At 41.9% G+C, this 21,639-nt stretch carries 9 protein-coding genes; all 9 read left to right on the forward strand.

Annotation, left to right across the window (positions count from 1 at the left end; translation table 11 throughout):
- The first annotated feature begins 335 nt into the window (after positions 1–335).
- The 9 genes from ACFGVS_RS01135 to ACFGVS_RS01175 all read left to right on the forward strand — a co-directional run bounded on the left by ACFGVS_RS01135 (position 336) and on the right by ACFGVS_RS01175 (position 21,556).
- Positions 336–527: a hypothetical protein gene (locus tag ACFGVS_RS01135; protein WP_439697114.1), complete on the forward strand. Its 192-nt coding sequence runs from the start codon at positions 336–338 to the stop codon at positions 525–527.
- A gap of 918 nt (positions 528–1,445) precedes the next feature.
- A complete protein-coding gene (locus ACFGVS_RS01140) occupies positions 1,446–4,571 on the forward strand; it encodes a SusC/RagA family TonB-linked outer membrane protein (RefSeq protein WP_439697115.1) in 3,126 nt (1,041 codons plus the stop codon).
- 35 nt (positions 4,572–4,606) lie between these two features.
- On the forward strand, positions 4,607–6,199 hold the full coding sequence (locus ACFGVS_RS01145; RefSeq protein WP_439697116.1) for a RagB/SusD family nutrient uptake outer membrane protein: 1,593 nt from the start codon (positions 4,607–4,609) through the stop codon (positions 6,197–6,199).
- A gap of 475 nt (positions 6,200–6,674) precedes the next feature.
- Positions 6,675–8,366 carry a cellulase family glycosylhydrolase gene (locus tag ACFGVS_RS01150; RefSeq protein ID WP_090652967.1) on the forward strand — a complete coding sequence of 564 codons (1,692 nt, stop codon included), beginning with the start codon at positions 6,675–6,677 and terminating at the stop codon, positions 8,364–8,366.
- A gap of 356 nt (positions 8,367–8,722) precedes the next feature.
- A complete protein-coding gene (locus ACFGVS_RS01155) occupies positions 8,723–12,919 on the forward strand; it encodes a two-component regulator propeller domain-containing protein (protein WP_439697117.1) in 4,197 nt (1,398 codons plus the stop codon).
- A 734-nt stretch (positions 12,920–13,653) separates the two neighbouring features.
- Positions 13,654–16,839, forward strand: a complete 3,186-nt coding sequence (locus tag ACFGVS_RS01160; protein ID WP_439697118.1) for a SusC/RagA family TonB-linked outer membrane protein — start codon at positions 13,654–13,656, stop codon at positions 16,837–16,839.
- Positions 16,840–16,870: 31 nt separating this feature from the next.
- Positions 16,871–18,460 (forward strand): RagB/SusD family nutrient uptake outer membrane protein, encoded by a 1,590-nt coding sequence (locus ACFGVS_RS01165; protein WP_439697120.1) that lies wholly within the window; start codon positions 16,871–16,873, stop codon positions 18,458–18,460.
- Positions 18,461–18,484: 24 nt separating this feature from the next.
- Positions 18,485–20,032 carry a glycan-binding surface protein gene (locus tag ACFGVS_RS01170; protein ID WP_439697121.1) on the forward strand — a complete coding sequence of 516 codons (1,548 nt, stop codon included), beginning with the start codon at positions 18,485–18,487 and terminating at the stop codon, positions 20,030–20,032.
- Positions 20,033–20,041: 9 nt separating this feature from the next.
- Positions 20,042–21,556: a cellulase family glycosylhydrolase gene (locus ACFGVS_RS01175; protein WP_274208699.1), complete on the forward strand. Its 1,515-nt coding sequence runs from the start codon at positions 20,042–20,044 to the stop codon at positions 21,554–21,556.
- Positions 21,557–21,639 lie beyond the last annotated feature (83 nt).

Below are 21,639 nucleotides of genomic sequence, written 5' to 3' on the forward strand. Positions count from 1 at the left end.
GATTTATACTGACCACCTTTAGTATCCGGCGGCTTTTAATGAAATAAAGTCAACTGGTTAAGAGGGGGCAAGGAAATTGATTTTTCCAGGCTATCAATTGCCTGTGGGTTAGCGCAAACCGACGGGCAAAGTCATTCCGTTGCCCCTGTACAAATAAAGCTGAGAAAGGCTGATGTGCATTACGATCAGTCGCTGGCTGCGGCTCCTAACAATGAACATATGGGAATAGGCCGGATGGTGTAAAACCAAGTGCACATGTACTGGTTATAGGAGCGGACCAATAGGCCGCGGAATAATGGAATAATGCCCGCATTACTGACGCTAAAGTAATTGACATGGACCTTAACACAAAAAGGCTTGAATTTTGCAGGGATGGACTGAAGATAGATCATATTATAAACGTATCGACAGCGGATGCGGCATTGCGACTGGCCGCAATAACGAAAGGAGATATGCCTGAAATGACAGTAGATGCCATCGGCAGCTTAAAAGCAATTAATACCGGGTTTCATTATATGGGCGCATGAAGCAAAGTATTTACTGGTTGGTTCGCAAAAAGAAGATATCGGTGTGAGCCACCCCGAACTTCACAAGCATGAAGCCACTTTAATGAGTAGTTTGAATGTTAAGCGGGAAGATTTTGAACATGTTATTGCATCCATAAAAAAGGCTGGGTGTAACCGTTTGATTGCATTACATGTTGTGTACAATTTGATAAGGTACTGGAAGAGTTTGAAAGCTGGTTTGATCCGGTGATCGGCGTAATTAAAGCAATAATAGAGCTATAGGCTGGAAACGTATTTTTAAACCCTTGTCAATAGGGTACAAATGAATACGGTTCAAGAGATATTATTGAAATTTATCCGCAAGCTCATTGCAAAATGGAGTGTTGGATAAAAGAAGGCAGCACATTGCAAACTTCATAGTATATCCTACAACTGCCGGGGAGTTAATGCAATTTATTAATGGCTTTATTTATAACTCATTATATAGGCTTGTACATTTGATCTATATTTTTATTCATCCCTACCCCTTCCATTTTTTTAAGTTGCTTTAGTTTCACCCCCCGGAATATAACTTCAATTCGGTGTCTTTGAAATGCCGATTTTAACAGTATCCACCAATTACCAGTTGAACCGATATTTATTTTTTGACTTAGTGAACAGCTGAGGCTCAGTTTTAATTTTTATAGATATGTTAAAAAACTTACTAATGAACTGTGATGAGCTTTTTAGCGTTGAAGTTTCGCAATCGATTGCGGGCCTGAAAACGCTAACCAATTTATTTATATCACAAAAAATGCTCTGGTTGCTGCCGATGAAAAGGAGATGCACCCCAATGCGCCACCGGCTTATAACAATCTAACACTTAGGTACCAATCTTCTACATCCAGATATTCTAAACCTTAATAATTAACCAATTTGTTTCACTTAAATTAAAAATTCATGAAAAGAAAATTATTTAACCAACTCCTGATTTTTGTCGGGATAACCTTATCAGCTATCATGATAAGTTTGCCGGGCTTTTCGCAAACGGGGAAAATTACCGGCAAAGTGTCGGATAAGGACGACGGATTACCTCTGCCCGGCGTATCTGTCAAAGTAAAAGGAAAGCCCGAGGTTACGGGTACAAATTCCGAAGGTGTCTATTCCATAAATGCGGCCTCAGGCAGTACACTGATATTCTCTTTTGTTGGTTACGAACAAAAAGAAATTGTTGTGCCTTCATCAGGCGCACTTAATGCGGTTTTATCAAAAAGTACCAGCAACCTGAACGAAGTAGTAGTAATAGGATATGGAACCTCCCGCAAAAAAGACCTGGTAGGTGCTGTTAATGTGGTAAACGCGAAAGATGCCGGCGCCAATACATCACTAAGCCCTGCACAACTGATAATAGGAAAGGCCCCCGGCGTTCAGGTAGTGCCGACAAATGGTGTGCCGGGCTCAACTGCGAAAATTATTGTACGTGGTGTGGGTTCTTTCACGGATGTTAGCCCGTTGTACGTTATTGATGGCATTCAGGGTAATGAAGGCTTGTTCAATAGCATCAGCCCACAGGATATTGAGAACATTACCATATTAAAAGACGCAGCTTCTACAGCAATATATGGTGTTGCCGGTGCTAATGGTGTTGTAATTATTACAACAAAAAAAGGTAAAACAGGAGCTCCTCAAATATCGTTTACCTCGCAGGTAGGTTTTGCAACCATACCTAAAAAGCTTGACCTGTTGAAAGCCGCAGATTATGTAAAGCTCCTTAAAGATATTGATGTTACCAACAATAATCCCACACCGGTAAAACTTACAACACCGTATGTTTTGGTTGACAGAAACGACTGGCAGAACCAAATTTTTAAAACAGCTTTATCAACACAAAATGATATAAGTGTAAGCGGCGGAAGTGATAAGATTACATATAATATGTCGGCGGGATACGTAACACAGCAAGCCACTGTTAAAGATTATCAATTAAAAAGGTTTAATAACCGGTTTACATTAGAGGAAAAATTAGGCCGTTTTCGCTTCGGCCAAACCTTAAATTTGAGGTATACCAAAACGGAGGGAATTATGGCAGGCATAGGTAACGCGCTTCAATATGCGCCTTATCAACCCATATATGATTCTTCAATCCGGGGCGGTTACTCCATCCTTACCAATATAGATGATGACAGCAATGCAGTAAATCCATTAGAAGACTTAGGCGTAAAAACACAAAGCGGCCATGAACTGATATTATTTCCGCAAGTATTTGGAGAAGTAAGAATTATAAATGGTTTAACCTTCAGGTCACAAGCATCAGTACAATATGGCAGCAGTGTGAGCAATTCTTATAATATCCCCTACGTAACCGCCAATAAACTGGCTTTCGACCGGCAAGCGGGCCGCAGTTTTAACGACTACTCCAGTTACACCATTGAAAATTATTTTTCCTATAACCGTACCTTTGGCAAACACAATGTTTCGCTAACAGCAGGTACAAGTTACAAAGACGCGGGCAGCAGTAGCTTTGTTAGTCTAACAGGTACCGGTATGCTGACCGATGAAGTAAGGGACATATCCGTAGCCACAAAAATTACCCCTGCAAGTTCCTCAGGCTATGCCAATGGAGCTGGTATAGAACAGTCTTACTACGGACGTTTGATTTATTCTTACGACGATAAGTATATTCTTTCGGCCAGTTTAAGGCGCGACGGGTCTTCCAACTTTCCTAAAGCAAGCCGTTACGGCAATTTTCCTGGCGCGGGCCTGGCATGGCGCTTCAGTCAGGAAGATTTCATAAAAGCAGCCTTTCCATTCATCAGCGATGGTAAACTTCGCGTAGGATGGGGACGTACCGGTAACAACCGGATATCTCTTACCGCCAGCGATGTGTATACCTTCAATGGATCGACTGCTGGAAACCTGGCGTATTCTTTTGGCAGGAACGAGCAATTTGTTAGCGGCACAACACTTACTACTATCGGAAACGGATTATTACACTGGGAAACAACCGACCAAACCGATGCGGGCATCGATCTGGGTTTTCTCAACAACAGAATAACTTTTAATGCCGATTATTACAACAGAAAAAGCAGTGGGTTATTAGTTAACATACCCGTACCACCAAGTTTAGGTATAGGGATAAATACAGGTGGAAGTTCACAGACTGTTAACGCGGCGGATGCACAAAATAAGGGTTTTGAATTTCAGTTAGGTTACCGTTCTGAGGTTAAAAGTGATTTTAGCTATAACATAAGTGTTAACGGTGCTTTTAATAGTAATAAAACAATATCGTTAGGCACCCAGTCGCCGACTCCAATTGTGGGCGGGACAGGTGTTGCAGAAACCCTGACCCAACCGGGTAGCCCTATCGGGGCATATTATGGTTACAGGGTTGATCACGTAGCCAAAGATCAGGCCGAAATTGATGCGTTAAATGCAAAAGCACAACAGAAAACCGGCAATCAGACTGCGGTTTACCAAAGTGGATTAAAACCCGGCGACTTTATATTTAAGGATCTGACAGGCGACGGAACCGTCGATTCAAAAGACCAGCAGGTTTTGGGGAGCGCAATTCCAAAGTTTATGTATGGAATTAATATAGGTGCCAATTACCATAATTTCGATCTTAATGTAGTGTTGTCAGGAGTGCAGGGCGTGCAAATTGGAAATGATCTGAGGTCCAGTTTGGAGTTCGCAGGAACGGGGCATAACGCCTCAACCGCTATATTAAACAGGTGGCAAAAGCCCGGAGACAATGCCGCTCTTCCACGGGCTGGACAGAATGACAATGGATCCGGAAATTTAAGGCCATCGGATTTCTTTATAGACAACGGCGCCTATTTACGTGCCCGTAACATCACTCTGGGTTATACTTTGAGTAAAGCCACTTTGCAATCGTTTTCAGGTAATGTTTTAAGTAGACTGCGCCTATATATTGCTGCGGAAAATTTATTTACGATAACCGGCTATAAAGGGTATGACCCCGAAATAGGTTCAGATGGGGGCGATCTTATTTTTAACCGCAATATAGATCGCGGCCAGGTTCCGCAACCGCGTACCATTTTATTCGGGATACAAGCAGGATTTTAAGTAACATTTTGAAAGATATAATTATGAAAAGATTTATGAAATTCCTTATGACCGGAGGGTTGTTGGTTCTCTCAATAGGGTGTAAAAAAGATTTGAGTTTGGTTAATAAAAGTGCGTACACTTCTGATACGTATTTTACCAGCGATGTTGCCTTAAATGAGGCCGTTGTAGCTACTTACGCTGGTTTGCTGCATAATGGCATGTGGGCACGTGAGTGGTATTTTACTTTTGACCTGCTGGGTTATGACGCCAAAAATAATCAGCCCTTAGTAGGCGATTTGCTTCAATTGGCACAGTATAATTTTGGACCCGACCAGAACCAGGCAGGGCAAATGTGGTCGGCATTATACCAAATAATAGCCCGTACCAATGTGGTTATCGACCGTACGCAGGTATGGAAACCGGATCCGCTTAAACCTACAGAGGCAACGGACCAAAAGCAATATATTGCCGAGGCTAAATTTCTGCGGGCTTATGCTTATTTTCAATTAGTTAATTTATACGGCCGGGTACCACTCCGCACCCACTACATAACACTGCCAACACCTGCAGATATTAACGCGCCAAGATCACCTATCGCCGCTGTTTGGGCGTTTATTGAACAGGATTTGAAAGATGCTGAAGCAGGCCTACCTCTTTCCTATGCTTCTGAAAGTTACGGGCGTGCTACACAGGGGGCTGCGGTGGCGCTTTTGGGTAAATCATATTTATATGAAAAAAAATGGGCCCAGGCACAAACAGAACTTACCAAGTTAACCAAGGCGCCTTTCAGTTATTCGCTTGCACCGGCTTATAACGATTTGTTTGATGATCCGAAGCAGAATGATGCTGCTGCGAATCCTGAAACCATTTTTCAGGTGATGAATCAGAAATGGACAGATTGGGGTGTTGGTAACCAATATTACGTTTTTGGGGGCCAGGAAACCTGGGGTGGCAAAGCAACACACTCAGATCGTGCGCAGGAATACGGCTTTAATGATTGGAACAATGTACATATAACTACAACCGCTGTTAAGGCTTTTACTTATCCTAACCCACAAAACCCGGCTGCAAATTACGTAGATCCCCGCGCTGCTTTCACCTTTTATGGCGATGCTGCAAGTGGCGGGCAAACACAATATTGTCAGCAATGTTCTGCGGGGCCAGTAGATTTTCCCTTCGCTTCAAAAGGGTACGAGTGGCTTAAATATGAATATTATAACAAACAATCGTCCTTTGGCGGACCGCAAAGTGGTATAAATGGCCAGGTAATACGCTATGCTGATGTTTTGCTTATGCTGGCAGAAAGCTATATACAGCAGGGTAACACAGGTGCCGAGCCATTAGCTTTAATTAACCAGGTACGTAACAGGCCAAGTGTTAAAGCACCACTTTATACCTCGCTGGGTAGCCAGGCAGATGCTATGAACATCCTGATGCGTGAAAGGCAGTTGGAACTAACCGGTGAACAAAGCCGTTATTTTGACTTGATACGTTGGGGCATTGCAAAACAAACAATAAATGCTGAAAGGAAGATTGAAGACGGCACACAGCCGTTTCAAGATAAAAATGTGTTGTTACCAATACCTTTAGCCGAGAAGAATTCTAATTCTGCAGTGGCTAAGGATATTTCAGGGGATTGGAATTAAATTGACTAAAGAGCCTGCGACGGTAATGCCGCAGGCTCTTTACACCGATTTTTACTTTAAACCCTTCAGGTATCTGGCATTTACAGCGGATGCAGGAAATTTTGTCAATTTGAACATTTCGTGCCCTATTTATTCACTTTTGTACCCCTTCATCCATTTTTTCGGTCTATATTTTTGGCTGCCCGATCAATAAACCTGAGCGCGTTTTCAAAGTAATGACAACTATTTTTTTTCCGGATATGGAACGAAGGTGCTGTTATTGAAACGAAGATGATATTATCCGCTATCATTTTTATGGCAGGGAACATAAAACTAATTGCCAATTAAATTATCTATCTAATTCAAGTATCGCCAATATAGTTTTATGCATTTGATGATCATGTAATAAGGCGGCTAAATGGATCTTTTACATCCACGATAGCCTACGCGCATTTCATTTTTATCGCTTTTACAAGAAACCAATTTTACATTAAATATGAGAACACTAAACTATTTTTTCGGCATCGCCATCGTTCTGGTGGCGTCGGGATGTCACAAGCAGGAGACTCCCGGTTCGGCAGTTACGCCATTTGTCAAAACCAGTAAAAAGACGTTGACTGCTACCAGTTATCCGAGTTACAACATTTCGCCACTTCCGCCCGATCAAACAGGGATGACGAGTACGGCAGTTCAGCTCGCTGCAAACATGACATTAGGATACAACATCGGCAACACAATGGAAGCCGCTCCTAATGAAAACGGATGGGGAAACCCCAATATTACCCAGGCGTTAATTGATAAGTTAAAGCAAAGCGGTTTTAATGCCATACGGATTCCTTGTAATTGGAATTGGTCACATGTACCTGATTCAACAACTGCAAAAATAGATCCGGCCTGGCTCGCCCGTGTACAACAGGTTGTTCAATACTGCGTTAACGACGGCATGTATGTGATATTAAATATCCATTGGGACGGTGGATGGTTGGATGCCAATATTACCACGGCCGCGCAAGCTGCAGTTAATGCCAAACAAAAGGCACTTTGGGAGCAAATTGCAACGCAAATGCGTGGTTTTGACCAACATTTGATTTTTGCCAGCGCAAACGAACCTCCTGCTTCAGATGCCACAGGGATGAGCATTCTCCTTTCCTATCATCAAACTTTTATCAACGCGGTCAGATCAACCGGCGGGCATAACAGTTATAGAACTTTGCTTATCCAGGGGCCGAGTACAGATATCGTGAAAACAAACAATCTGATGAACACTCTTCCCTCAGATCCCGCATCCAATCGTTTGATGGTTGAAGTGCATTACTATACCCCTTACAATTTTTGTTTGATGGACGGAGACGCATCATGGGGTAACATGTTTTATTATTGGGGTTCGGGGTATCACTCAACCACCGATCCTACGCGTAATGCCACCTATGGCGAAGAGTCGGACCTGAACGGATATTTCCAGTCGATGAAGACGAAGTTTGTTGACCATGGCATCCCAGTTGTAATGGGCGAATTTGCAGCGGGGCGCCGCTCTCTTACAGGAGATGCGTATGATCTCCATATAGCTTCCAGAGCCTATTGGTATAATTATGTTATGCACCAGGCATTGGCAAACGGAATGCTCCCGTTTCTTTGGGACACCGGTTCGATCATTGACAGGTCGACGTACGCTATAAAAGATCAACAGCAGTTAGCTGCGCTTGTGCAAGGAACACAGACAGCCTCCTCCTCCACAATTCAGGTTGGAAGCGTGTATCAGATAGTTAACAGGTTTAGTTTTAAAGCTTTGGAGATTGGCGGCTGGGCAAGTGCTAACGGAGCAACAGCAGATCAATGGGATTATTTGGGCGGACAAAACCAACAATTTAAAGTGCAAGCCGGGAGCGGCGGCCACTATTTGTTAACGCCTATGCATACAAGCGGGAAGTGTCTGGAGATATATAATTGGTCTGGCGCTAACGGAGGTATTGCCGATATATGGGCTTATACAGGTACGGGCGGTAATAATCAAAATTGGATACTTCAGGCAACTGATAATGGATACTACAAAATTATAAACGTAAATAGTGGGAAAGCCCTCGAAGTTGTTTCATCTTCAACAGCAACTTCACTCAGAAATGGTACCGCGGTTGATCAATCGGACTACACCGGTGCCAAAAATCAGCAGTGGGCGTTTGTGAAAATATGAAGCATAAACGGGTACAAATCCATTTATGCAATGTGTTTAAAAATCGCTGTTAACCCAGTTCAAAAAATTAAAGACATCACAATAATAACTGTGATTTAGTTGAAGAAAGACAGGTCAATGCGTCCGGGGTGCGATACGGACGCATTTTTTAAGAGATCATAATAATATTGTGATTGTAATTGAAAAAAGGCTGGTCAATGCGTCCGGGGTGAGATACGGACGCATTTTTATTTTAATAACCCGTCCTTTGAAAATCGACGTAAAAGTTGACACATGTCCGCTTATTATACAACATTTGTGCTACCTTAGTTTACTAACTTTATAGAAGTTAATCTGTTGATTTTGGGCTTTCGATAATGATCTCCATTCGCGTAAAATATTATTTTTTCCTTTTAGTTACATTAATTTTTGGATGTATAAATGTTTTTGGGCAAAGCAGCCAGTACCGGTTTTCGCACCTCGATATTAGCGATGGCTTATCGCACAACCAGGTTAATTGCATTTTTAAAGATTCGAAGGGCTTTATGTGGTTTGGCACTGCAGCTGGCCTCAACCGCTATGATGGTTACACATTTAAAGTATTTAAGCATGATGTAAATAGTAAAACGTCTGTTAATAATGATTATGTAGACAAAATTTTTGAAGGCCCTAATAAAAAGTTGTGGATATTTAGCCGCAGCGGTTTTTGTTTTTACGATCCCGAAACAGAGCAATTTAGCAGTGATATGCAGCCGTTGCTCCGTTCTTTAAAACTCCCCGCTTCTTCCAATGTTTCTAAAATAGTGTGGTCGGGCCCTGCCGATTTTTGGTTCTTATTCCCCGATGGTATTTACAGATACAATGTTATAACCAGGCAAACCAAACGCTATTATCATAGTGTTAATTCCATGCCATCATTATACGCAAATTCCATTGCCGATATTACCACTGATGCGAAGGGCAATGTATGGATTGTTTACAGTGAGGGCACGGTAGAGATGTTTGATGTTAAGCTCAACAAAATTGGCTACCGCACGGATGTTTTTAATAAGGCAACCAATAATAAAAACGGGGCCTACTCTTTAACGGTCGATAGCGATAATGATTTGTGGTTTTATGCACCATACGGTGGGTATGGTGTGTTTTACTATAAACCTTCAACGGGCATTTTGCGGCATATCGATAGGGAATCGGCCGGGGCAAAGTTAAAAGGGAATGCCATTAGCAGTATTATTCAGGCCGATGACGGCCTGATATGGATTGCCATTGACCACGGTGGTATAAATATACTGGATAAAAAGGACTTTAAAATCACCTACCTGCTTAACCGCGAAGATGACCCCACATCACTAAAGCAAAACAGTGCAATACTCTACAAGGATGTTTCAGGTATTATATGGGCCGGTACCTTCAAAAAGGGGATAAGTTATTATCATAAAAACATCATTAGGTTTCCTCTATACAGGCATTTTGCCTCAGACCCGGGTAGTTTAAGTTTTAACGATGTTTACAAATTTATAGAAGACAAACAGGGAAACTTGTGGATTGGCACCAATGGTGGCGGCCTGATTTATTTTAACCGCAAAACAGGCAAGTTTACCCAATATAAGCACGACCCGGGAAACGCAAATAGTTTGAGTAGTGACATTATTGTTGACCTATGTGTTGATCATGATCAAAAATTATGGATAGGTACCTATTTTGGCGGGTTGGATTGTTTTGACGGAACCACATTTACCCATTACAAACATGATGATAAATTAGCCAACAGTATTGCCGAAGACAAGGTATGGAGCATTTTGGAAGATTCGTCGCACCGTTTATGGATAGGGACGTTTGCAAGCGGGCTTGAAATTTTTGACAGGTCCAAAAATATATTTTACCATCCTTTTAAACAGGGTGAAATAAAGTCACCCATGATAATAACCATGTTTGAGGATAAGCGGGGCAACATATGGACCGGAGGATATTTGGGTATTGATGTAATATTAAAAAATGGCAAAGGAGTAACTCACTACAGCTCAAATGGTAGTAATACCAATAGTTTACTTGACAACATGGTAAACAATATCAATGAGGATAGCCGTGGTTTGATATGGATATCAACGGCAAGTGGGTTAAGCGTTTTCAATCCCAATACAAATACTTTTACATCGCTCACAAAAAAAAATGGGCTCCCGGCGAATTCAATATCGAATACGCTGGAAGATAATAAAGGAACGATGTGGGTAAGCACTTCAAATGGGTTGAGCCATATTACCTTAACACCAAAGGCGACTGGTTTTAATTTCCGGTTCGAAAATTTTGACGAAACGGATGGCTTGCAAGGCCGTGAATTTAATATGAATTCCGCTTTGAAAACGCACTTCGGCGAATTGATATTTGGAGGCGTTGACGGTTTTAATATTTTTGATCCTAAAAATTTAGAACCCAATGTTAATAAGCTACAATTAATATTTACCGATTTTCAGCTATTCAATAAAAGTGTATCAGCCAATGAGGCTATTAACGGGCACGTAGTGCTATCAAAAGTAATATCGTTAACTAACAATATCATACTTAATCACAGCGAAAATATTTTCTCGATAGAATTTGCCGCCCTGGATTTTTTCAACCCCGGTAAAGTAAAATATCAGTATATGCTGGAGGGATTTGATAAAGGTTGGGTAAATGCAGATAGTAGGACACGAAAGGCTAATTATACTAATCTGGATGGGGGGGATTATGTATTTAAGGTACGGGCATCCAATTCTGGGGGCGCTTGGAATCCCAATTATATTTTGTTAAAGATCAAAATATTGCCGCCATTTTGGAAATCAACTTTTGCATATGTTGTTTACGTCGTACTGTTTCTGGGCATCCTTTTGCTTATCCGGCAACGCGGTATACAAAAAATAAAAAGACAATTCACCGCTGAACAGGAAAAGCAGGAAGCAAAATTACTAATCGAACAGGAGCGTAAGGAGGTTAAGCGTATGCAGGAGCTTGACCAACTGAAAACTAAATTTTTAACGAATGTAAGCCACGAATTCAGAACGCCCCTTTCACTGATCATGGCGCCGGTTGATAAAATGCTTACCCGTGCCGACCTGGAACAGAAACAACAACTGGGCATGATAAGAAAGAATGCCAGGCGATTATTAAACCTGGTAAATCAGCTGCTTGATTTTCGTAAGATGGAAGTTCAGGAGTTGAAATTGCATAGCAAGCCCGGCGATATTGTGAAATTCATCAGCGAAATAAGCATGTCATTTACAGATATTGCCGAAGAAAAAGGGATTGATTTTGTCTTCGATACCACGATTGATTCGTTGTTTACCAGCTTTGACCATGATAAGATAGAAAGGATATTGTTTAACCTGCTATCAAATGCCTTTAAATTTACGCCATCCGGCGGCCAGGTAAGCGTTCTGCTCAATGTAGATGGGAAGACCGCTGACGCCCCGCTTGAGATTAAGGTGATTGATACTGGTATTGGTATTCCGCTTGAAAAACAAGGTAAAATTTTCGAGCGTTTTTTTCAACACGATATTCCTGAATCGATGATTAATCAAGGCAGCGGCATCGGCCTGGCAATTACACATGAGTTTGTGAAGATGCATGGAGGAGAAATAACGGTTGAGAGTGTGCCAGATCACGGCAGCTGTTTTATCATTAAACTGCCATTTGTTATTTATGCAGGCCTGGAAACGGATATAGTAGCCGGCGACGAGGCTGATATTGAGAATCCGGGTGAAGATAGCCACAATGAAATTAAAACCGTACCAAAACAGCAACGGGCAAATAAAATGCCGGTGGTTCTTTTAGTTGAGGATAACGATGATTTTCGTTTTTACCTGAAAGACAATTTAAAAGAAATATTCTTTTTAATCGAAGCTTCAAACGGAAGGGAAGGCTGGCAGAAAGCTCTTTCGCAACATCCGGATATTATTGTAAGTGATATCAGTATGCCCGAGATGACAGGAATTGAGTTATGCAAAAAACTAAAGAATGATAAACGTACATCGCACATTCCCGTTGTTTTGCTAACTGCATTAACTGGTGATGAAGAACAAATAAAAGGTTTGGAAATTGGCGCTAATGATTACATGACAAAACCATTTAATTTCGAAATACTTCTTTCAAAAATCAAAAATATCCTAACCCTTCGGGACACCTATAAGCGAACGTACAAAAAGCAAATGGACGTGCAACTGCAGGAAACACCTTTACAAAACGAAGATGAGAAACTGTTAAGGTGTATTGTCGAATATATCGAACTCAATATCTTAAACGAAAGCCTTTCGGTAGAAGAATTGAGCCGTAAAATGAACATGAGCCGCGGATCATTATATAACAAGGTTTTGATGCTTACAGGCAAATCCCCGGTTGAATTTATCCGCTCCATAAGGTTAAAAAAAGCGGTGTATTTACTCGAGAATAGCCAAATGACAATTAGCCAGATTTGCTACGAAGTTGGCTTCAATACCCCCAAATATTTTACAAAGTTATTCAAGGATGAGTATAAGACTCTTCCTTCTGCCTATATCAATTCTGTTCGCCAAAAGAAACTATCCCAAACCGAAGAAGAATAACTTCCATATCGTTTTTGCAACAGATGCTGGTCTATATAGCGTAACGTGCAGTTATGCGAGGGCATACCTGCGAAATCGCTTCCAACAAAAATCGGCTGTAATCTCAGCACGCATAATGTAATATGGTATATTTCATGAATCTTGGCGCCAGCCCTACGCATAGTTGCTTCTTCAAGCTGTGGTCTAAACAATCGGCTATTTTGTGTTTGGTTCCAAATGTTGACCAATAGTTCACTGAAACCTGTGATTCTAAATTATTATTTAATTTTCCATAGTCGGCAAAGCATAATTAGGTCCTGTTTTCGTGTGTAAATACCTTATTTATAATATTTTATGATCTGTTGAACATTTGGTCTATATCTTTGTTCAACTCTGCCACTTCTCCTTTTTTAAGTTATTATAGTTTCATCTCCCAGAATATAGTTCAAGACAACGTATTTAAAAAAGTTGCCTTTGAACAATGTTTTACCAATTACCAATAGGACCAACAGTTAACTTTTTTTGAATTAGTAAGCATGCGTCTGGCTGTACCCGAAGTTTTTTACTGATTGTTCGGACAGTAGTATCATGTGCGGAAACGAAGCCGCGGAGTAGTTTCAAATGGCTTTTTGGGGTATTTATTTGCCCGGGAAAATATGATAACAAAAATAAATTATGAATGAAAGAAAAACCAATTAATCACTAACCAAAAGAGACAATGAACCAATTATCAAACCTTAAAATCCTGTTACCAGATGGATAAAAATTTACAAAGAAGAGTGAAATACCAGTTTTCATTAATTATCGCGGGCATATTCCTTTACATTTCTGCCCATGCACAAACCGTAAATATTACGGGCAAAATAACAAGTGCCGACGATGGTGCACCAATACCAGGAGTAAGCATTAAAATTAAAGGCACAGGCCTCGGAACTGTATCCAGCATTGATGGTAGCTATAATATAGCTGCTGAACCAGGAAAAGTACTTGTTTTTAACTTTTTGGGTTATGCACCTCGCGAGGTAACGGTTAAACAAGCCGGTGCAATTAACGTTAAGCTAAATTTAACCTCCAGCAACTTAAATGAGGTGGTGGTTATTGGTTATGCCAAAGTACCAAGAAAAGACGCTACCGGGTCTATAAGTTCAATATCGGGTACCGAATTGCGCAAAACCCAGCCCACCACTTTTGATCAGGCCCTGCAGGGAAAAGTAGCCGGAGTTGTGGTTCAACAAATATCGGGTCAGCCTGGCGGTGGCGTATCCATTCAAATACGTGGTTTGTCGTCAATAACCGGCTCAAATTCGCCACTGTTTGTAATAGATGGCGTCATTATCCCTCCGGTTTCTGACCCCGGTAGTGGTTCCAATCCATTGAATACCATCAATCCCGCCGAGATAGAATCAATAGATGTATTGAAAGATGCTTCGGCAACAGCCATATACGGTTCGCAGGCAACCAATGGTGTAGTTGTTATTACTACAAAAAGGGGTAAAGCCGGACCACCGCAGATAAATTATGAATTCTATACCGGTTACCAGGAATTACCCAAGCGGCTACCAACAGTAGATTTGCAACAGCTTGCCACTTTCATTAACGCCCGGGCCGCCGTCTGGGGCTTCGATTCGCGGCCCGAATTTGCCAACCCCCAATATTTAGGTAAGGGTACCGATTGGCAAAAAGAATTGTTCCGGAAAGCCCCGATGAACAACCATACGCTAAGAATAAGTGGCGGTGATGCCAGAACCCAATATTTGCTATCAACCACGTTTTTTGACCAAACGGGGATAGCCCTTGGATCTGATTTTAAAAGATATTCAGTACGTCTCAATTTGGATAATAAAACCACAAATTGGCTAAAAATAGGGACCAGCCTTCAATTGGCCCACGTTGATGAAAATGTAGCTGCAACCGGCAGTAGTGTAATTAGAACCGCGTTAGACAATACCCCCGATATTCCGGTAACAAACAGTGACGGCTCCTGGGGGGCCGTTACCAACAACAGCGGTTGGGTGCAACCTTCTGCCAACCCGGTAGCATTGGCCACAATTATAAAAAACTTAAGAAAGAGAAATCAGATATTCGGTAACGTATACGCCGAAGTCCAACTTGCTCAAGGTTTATCGTTGCGAAATGAACTATCTGGTAATTTCGATTTTAGTACAGAAGATCATTTTTCGCCATCTTATACTTTTGGTAAAGGTACTCCCAGCCCCAGCAGCGGCTCTTCAGCCTCCGGCCAAAATTTTTATACAGTAATACGCAATTTTTTAACTTATAACCATAGTTTCAGGAAACTTAAATTCGATGCTTTAGCAGGGCATGAATCGCAGGAAAGTACTTTCGAAAATGTTGGTGGCGGACGACGAAATTTTGCTTCAAACAATGTACAGAGCCTTAATGCCGGGGATCCTACCACGGCCACAAACTCAGGCGATAATTCGCTATCAAACCCCACAGGGGGCTCTGCCCAGGAATCCTGGTTCGGTCGTCTGAATTTTTCCTGGGATGATAAATATCTGCTAACCGGCAATATACGGAACGATGGTTCTTCAAATTTTCCAAGCAGCGATCGTTGGGTTACTACTTATTCAGGTGGATTTGCCTGGAAAATTAATAACGAGGCGTTTTTAAAAGGTATAAAAAGTATTGATGAATTAAAGTTGAGGCTTGGGTATGGGCTTACCAACAATCAAGGCATACCAGGCAATACTTTTGTAACTCAACTTACAACAGTATCTAACAGCCTGTCAGGTACAGCACAATTTCAAAGCAATTTGGCAAATCCGTCTGTGAAGTGGGAAAAAACTAATTATTACAGTGCAGGGATTGACGGAACGTTTTTTAACGGGCGGTTAAGTTTGACATTGGATGTTTATGACCGCGAAACACACGGACTTCTATTAAAGGTACCGCTTCCGTTATATACGGGTACTGCTGCTGGTTATTCGCCGGGAACCATGGTGGCACCCTATGCCAATGTGGGTTCGATGAGCAATAAAGGATTTGATTTCCAAATCAACACTACCAATATTACTTCTAAAAACTTTAATTGGAAAACAGGTTTTACCCTTTCGCGGAATATTAATAAGGTGCTTGATTTAGGTTCCGGTGGAAGCCAGGCTAACTTAAGCCAGTCATTTAATAACGATATAATTCAAACAACCAGGGTAGGCCAGCCCATTGGCGAGTTTTATGGCTATATATTTGACGGGATTTTTTCAAAACCAAGTGATTTTCAAACACATGCCCGCCCTGCTAACTCAAGCGGTACCCCATACCCAATTTCTTCGTCGGGCGGTGGGATCTGGTACGGAGATCGTATGTTTAAAGACTTGAATGGCGACGGTATTATCGACTCAAGAGATGAGACTTATTTAGGATCCCCGAACCCGAAATTCCAGTATGGTATCAATAATACATTTAGCTACAAAAATTTTGAATTGAATATCTTCTTCAGCGGCAACTATGGCAACAAGGTGTTTAATCAAGTGCAAGTGTCGCAAACCGATTCGCAAAACAATACCAACTATTTTACAGAGGTATTAAATTATGCAAAATTGGCTTTGGTAAATCCCAACGGCTCTGCATCCGATATTAACAATGTCTATGTTACCAACCCAAACACAACGGTTGTTGGATTGAGACAAGACAATACCAACGGTAATAATCGTCCTAATAGTTTGTTTATCCAGGATGCTTCATTTCTGCGGTGCAAAAACATCACATTAGGTTATGGCATACCAGAAAATATTTTATCAAAAGTATCTGTACAATCTGTTAAAGTATTTGTCACTGTAGCCAATGCATTTGTAATTACAAAATATAAGGGCACAGATCCTGAAATGGGCTCATGGAACCCTCTTCAGTCGGGCTGGGACAACGGTTATTACGCTCAGCCGAGAGTGTTTACGCTTGGTGCAAACATAACCTTGAAATAAGATACGATCACTGATGTTAAAATATATGTTTATGAAATCAACTAACAAAATTATTATCATCCTGCTACTTGCAGCAGCAATTGCCGGATGTAAAAAGAGTTTTCTGGACCGCCCGTCCAACTCGCAGATCAGTTCAAATAATTTTTACAAAACCACCTCTGATTTACGGCTGGCTACTGCAAGCCTATACGCCGGCGGGGAGTGGGGGCGATGGAACAGAAGCGGCATGCTACCACTTGGCGACGTATTGGCCGGCACTGGTAGTTTCGGTTACAGTAACGATTTAGTACAGCTTTTTACACGCACCATTACAGCGCAAAATAGTTATGTGACAGATGGTTGGACCGGCTTGTACAGTATTGTTGCGCAATGTAATACGGTTATTAACGCCATACAGGCGCAGGCTGCTGCGTCCATCCCCCTGGCAGAAAAAAATGCTGCCATAGCCGAGGCGAAATTTGTGCGTGCCGTGGCTTATTATCATTTGGCCGTGTATTGGGGCGCTGTGCCCATTGTTGAAGATAACAGTAAACTGATAGAAAATCCGTTGCTTCCTCGCAATATTGTTTCGGACGTTTATAAATTCGCTGCCAAGGATCTAACATACGCAGCGCAATACCTTCCCAAAACAGACGAAAAAGGCCGGGTAACTACCTGGTCGGCACAGGGAATGCTGGGCAAAGTATATTTAACAATGGCTGGTTGGGGCAAAAGTGGTTCGCGCGACCAGGCACTGCTTGACAGTGCCAAAAAATATGCGGGTAATGTGTGTAAAAATAGCGGATTGTCGCTGCTTCCTAACTACGCCGACCTTTTCAAGTCTCAAAACAACGATAACCAGGAATCATTATTTGCCCTTCAATGGGCTGCGGGTGCTACTTATGGAAACGGTAACGATCTGCAGACTTGGTATGCGCCAACCAACGAGGTACTTCCTTCAAAGAACGGTGGATGGCAATCATTAGCGCCAAGTTACGATTTATACCGGATGTATTCAGCTAAGGATACAGTAAGGCGCAAAGCCACTATTATGCTCAACGGAGATTTTTATCCCGAGTTGAATCAAGCTGCCGGTGGTTATAAGGCTACCGGTACGGGAATGAAAAAACACGTTATTGGCAACGAAAAAGATAACAATGCGCCAACAATGGATATCTGGTCGTCAGTTGAACACAATTCATATCTTAGATTGGCCGACGTGTATTTGATATATGCTGAAGCTATTTTGGGGAATAATACAGCTACGAGCGATGGTGACGCCCTAACTTATTTTAATAAGGTGCGGGCAAGGGCCGGCGTGGATATAGTGACTGCGATAACCCCGGCTTTGCTGCGTGTTGAGAGAAGAGTAGAGCTTGCTTATGAAGGACAATATTGGATGGACCTTGTTAGGTATTCTTATTATGCCCCGAATGACGCTGTGAAGTTACTTAACGACCAGGATGCCACTCACGGTCGTATCTCGTTTACTTATGATCCTAAAACGCGTATTGCAACAAGAGATACTACTGCCACTCCAACTGCGCTCCCTGCCACTATCAGTTCATTTACGCTACCAATTCCGGCATCAGAGTTGGTAAGTGACCCTAAATTGACACAGCCACCGGTACCATATTATTAATTGAAACATTTTAAATAAATTGTTATGAAAAAGAAATCATACCTAAGCTTGTGTTTTTTGCCGCTTTTATTCATGATTGTGGCTTTATCACCAGCTTGTAAAAAGAATGCTGACGCCAGCGGCGCTGCCCCTGTTGTCAAAAGCGTAAGACTTTATCTTGCCTCACCTAACGATGTTGAAATCAGTAACGGTGATCCTAAAACCAGCGGTGCCATATATTCAAATGGCGGCGTATATGTGGCGATAGTTGGGAATAATTTAAAAAATGCGACAGAAATTGATTTTGATGGAGTTCCTGCTTCCATTAACGCTGCCTTTATTTCGCCGAATAACGCTGTGGTAAAATTGCCAATCATCGATTATACCAAGGTTGATACTACTAAGCTCTATAGTCTGGTTTATAAAACACCTGGAGGGTCAACAACGTTTTGGTTTAAATTGGGTCCTTTGATGCCAACTATAAGTGCTATATCCAATGTATTTGCCAACCCAGGCGATTCGGTTTATGTGTATGGTACAAATTTAGTTTTGGTTCAACAGTTTATATATGGCGGAACCAAGATTTCATCGTTCAAATCAGTTTCTGACGGAAGCTCTCTGGGTTTTCTTATGCCGGCGGCAACGCCCACTACCCAAATAGTGATAACCACTAAGTCCGGTACAGCCGTGGATACGATTAAGGCCACACCAACGATTACACGTATTTCTAACGAAAATGCCAGCCCTGGCGATTCAGTTTATGTTTACGGTACCTATTTGAAGAATATTCAATCGCTAAGTTATGCCGGTGCTGCGATTAATTCCTTTAAAACATCGGCTGATTTAAAGTTTGTCGCTTTTGTTGCGCCTGCAACATCGCAAAGCGGACCTGTATCTGTTACTACAAAGTTTGGCACGGGTACTACTATTTACAAGGTTTATACGCCAACATACCTACAAAACGGTGTTATCGAGAACATGGAAGGCGGATGGAGTTTTAATGGTATGAATGGCTGGTGGGCAGCGGGTAGCGGTGGTATTAATAAAGCCTCAAATGATCCATTCGGCTGGCTTACCCACACCACCGACTTTGATGGTGTATTGGGTACAAACAATTCCATATTTATCTTTTTGAATACTGGTATTTTGAATAGCGGTGATGGGGCATGGTATGGCGGTTCCGGAACCCGCTTATCAAGTAATCAATGGGTGCCGGTGGCTAACCTTAATGACGCACCAGGCAACTGGGCCATAAAATTAGAAATAAGTGTTGCAAAAGGCTGGAACGGTGGTGCACTTGATATTACAACAGATGCAGGTGGTGGATATGTATACAGATGGGAACCATGGAAGACCGGAACCGCATACAAAACAAAGGGCTGGATTACTTTAACCATTCCGTTAACGTCGTTCCGTGCAAGTGATCCAACACTTGGTGAGGGCATGGGAGCTTCCATAAATAAAATTACCGATTTGCTTGGCCCAACAGGAAATACCGCCGCCAACATATATGTGCATAATTATGACGCAGCGAAAACTGCTACAGGCTTTTATGGCGCATTTGATAATATCCGTATTGTAAAAATTAAATAAAAAACGAAAATGAAGATATTGAAAATAGAGACGGCGTATAAAATTCTGGGAGTTTTCTTTGCCATTTTAGTGGTGGTTTCCTGTAAAAAATCGGCAACGCCGGCCGCACAACTAACGCTTTCCAATCTGACAGATGCAATACCCGACGGCGGTGGAACTGTAGAATTGAAATTTACCACTAACGCCGCATGGAGCATTGATACTACCGGTATAAGGTGGCTGCATTTAGACAAAGCATCGGGTAGTAACGGGGATGTGACCATTAAATTAACGGCTGCATCAAATTCATCAGGCAGTACCCGGTCGGTGCTATTAAATCTGAGTTCATCTAATGGTCAAAGCAGGCGAATTACCATAATGCAAAATTCCATAATTTATCCATCATATAACACGTCGGCCAAAGCACCCGATGTAACAGGCATGGGCAGCACCGCTTCGCAGCTCGCCGCAAAGATGACAATGGGATGGAATATTTATAACACTTTGGATGCGCCCGGGTGGGAAACCGGATGGGGAAACCCTAAAGTTACCCAGCAACTGATTGATCTGGTAAAATCAACTGGTATGAATTCCATAAGGATTCCTTGCACCTGGAGTAACCACATAATAAATAACCAAACTCAGGAAATAGACCCACTCTGGCTCGCCCGCGTAAAAGAAGTTGTTCAATATTGCATTAACGACAATATGTATGCGATACTTAATACCCACCACGAAGGTTATATCGACTGCACAGTTACAGGTGCTAAACAGGATACTGTTAATGCCAAGCATAAAGCAATTTGGCAGCAAATAGCCACAGCGATGCGTGATTTTGACGAGCATTTGATATTTGCCAGTGCCAATGAACCCAATGCGAGTGATGTACCCACAACTGTTACCTTAATGCGTTATCACCAATCATTTGTTGATGCGGTGCGCAGTACCGGTGGTAAAAATACTTATCGTACTATAGTTATACAGTCGCCTTCTACGTCACTTGATTTGCTTACTTCTTATCTTGATCCGGCTAATGCGTATAAAACACCGACACTACCTACCGACCCTACCCCTAATAAAATGATGGTAGAGTTTCACTATTATAGCCCGTCGCAATTTTGCATATTAAGTGGCGATGCAAGCTGGGGAAAAGAATTGTATTTCTGGGGAAAAGACTTTCATACAACAAACCCACTCTTCCTGGATCGCAACTGCGTAGCTTCAACAGAAGAAGCTTATATGGATAACGCATTTAAAGACGTTAAAACAAAATTTGTCGATAAGGGTATCCCGGTAGTTATGGGAGAATTTGACGTGCAATATCACGCTGATAAATTAAAAGGATACCCGGCTGATTCGATATTGGCATTAAGATCGGGTTGGCATTACTATGCTTATCTCACAAAGCAAGCCAAAGCACATGGTGTGCTGCCGTTTTTATGGGCCAGCGGTATATTTCAACGGCCAAATACCAGTACACCACAGCCCGCATATATAGGAGACCGGCAGGCATTAGATTCGCTAAAAAAAGGTGCAGGGTTTTAAGCATACCAACAATTGATATAAAACCTTTAGTTAAATTCACCTATTGTAGGTGGTAAATAAGATCATCTGAACAGTATTCTGTT

The sequence above is a fragment of the Mucilaginibacter sediminis genome, assembly GCF_051903035.1.
Taxonomy (GTDB): Bacteria; Bacteroidota; Bacteroidia; order Sphingobacteriales; family Sphingobacteriaceae; genus Mucilaginibacter.

Excerpts from the sequence above, each read along its gene's own strand:
- ACFGVS_RS01140 (WP_439697115.1), top strand. The coding sequence starts at position 1,446 with ATGAAAAGAAAATTATTTAACCAACTCCTGATTTTTGTCGGGATAACC.
- ACFGVS_RS01150 (WP_090652967.1), top strand. The coding sequence starts at position 6,675 with ATGAGAACACTAAACTATTTTTTCGGCATCGCCATCGTTCTGGTGGCG.
- ACFGVS_RS01155 (WP_439697117.1), top strand. The coding sequence starts at position 8,723 with ATGATCTCCATTCGCGTAAAATATTATTTTTTCCTTTTAGTTACATTA.
- ACFGVS_RS01165 (WP_439697120.1), top strand. The coding sequence starts at position 16,871 with ATGAAATCAACTAACAAAATTATTATCATCCTGCTACTTGCAGCAGCA.
- ACFGVS_RS01175 (WP_274208699.1), top strand. The coding sequence starts at position 20,042 with ATGAAGATATTGAAAATAGAGACGGCGTATAAAATTCTGGGAGTTTTC.
- ACFGVS_RS01135 (WP_439697114.1), top strand. The coding sequence starts at position 336 with ATGGACCTTAACACAAAAAGGCTTGAATTTTGCAGGGATGGACTGAAG.
- ACFGVS_RS01145 (WP_439697116.1), top strand. The coding sequence starts at position 4,607 with ATGAAATTCCTTATGACCGGAGGGTTGTTGGTTCTCTCAATAGGGTGT.
- ACFGVS_RS01160 (WP_439697118.1), top strand. The coding sequence starts at position 13,654 with ATGGATAAAAATTTACAAAGAAGAGTGAAATACCAGTTTTCATTAATT.
- ACFGVS_RS01170 (WP_439697121.1), top strand. The coding sequence starts at position 18,485 with ATGAAAAAGAAATCATACCTAAGCTTGTGTTTTTTGCCGCTTTTATTC.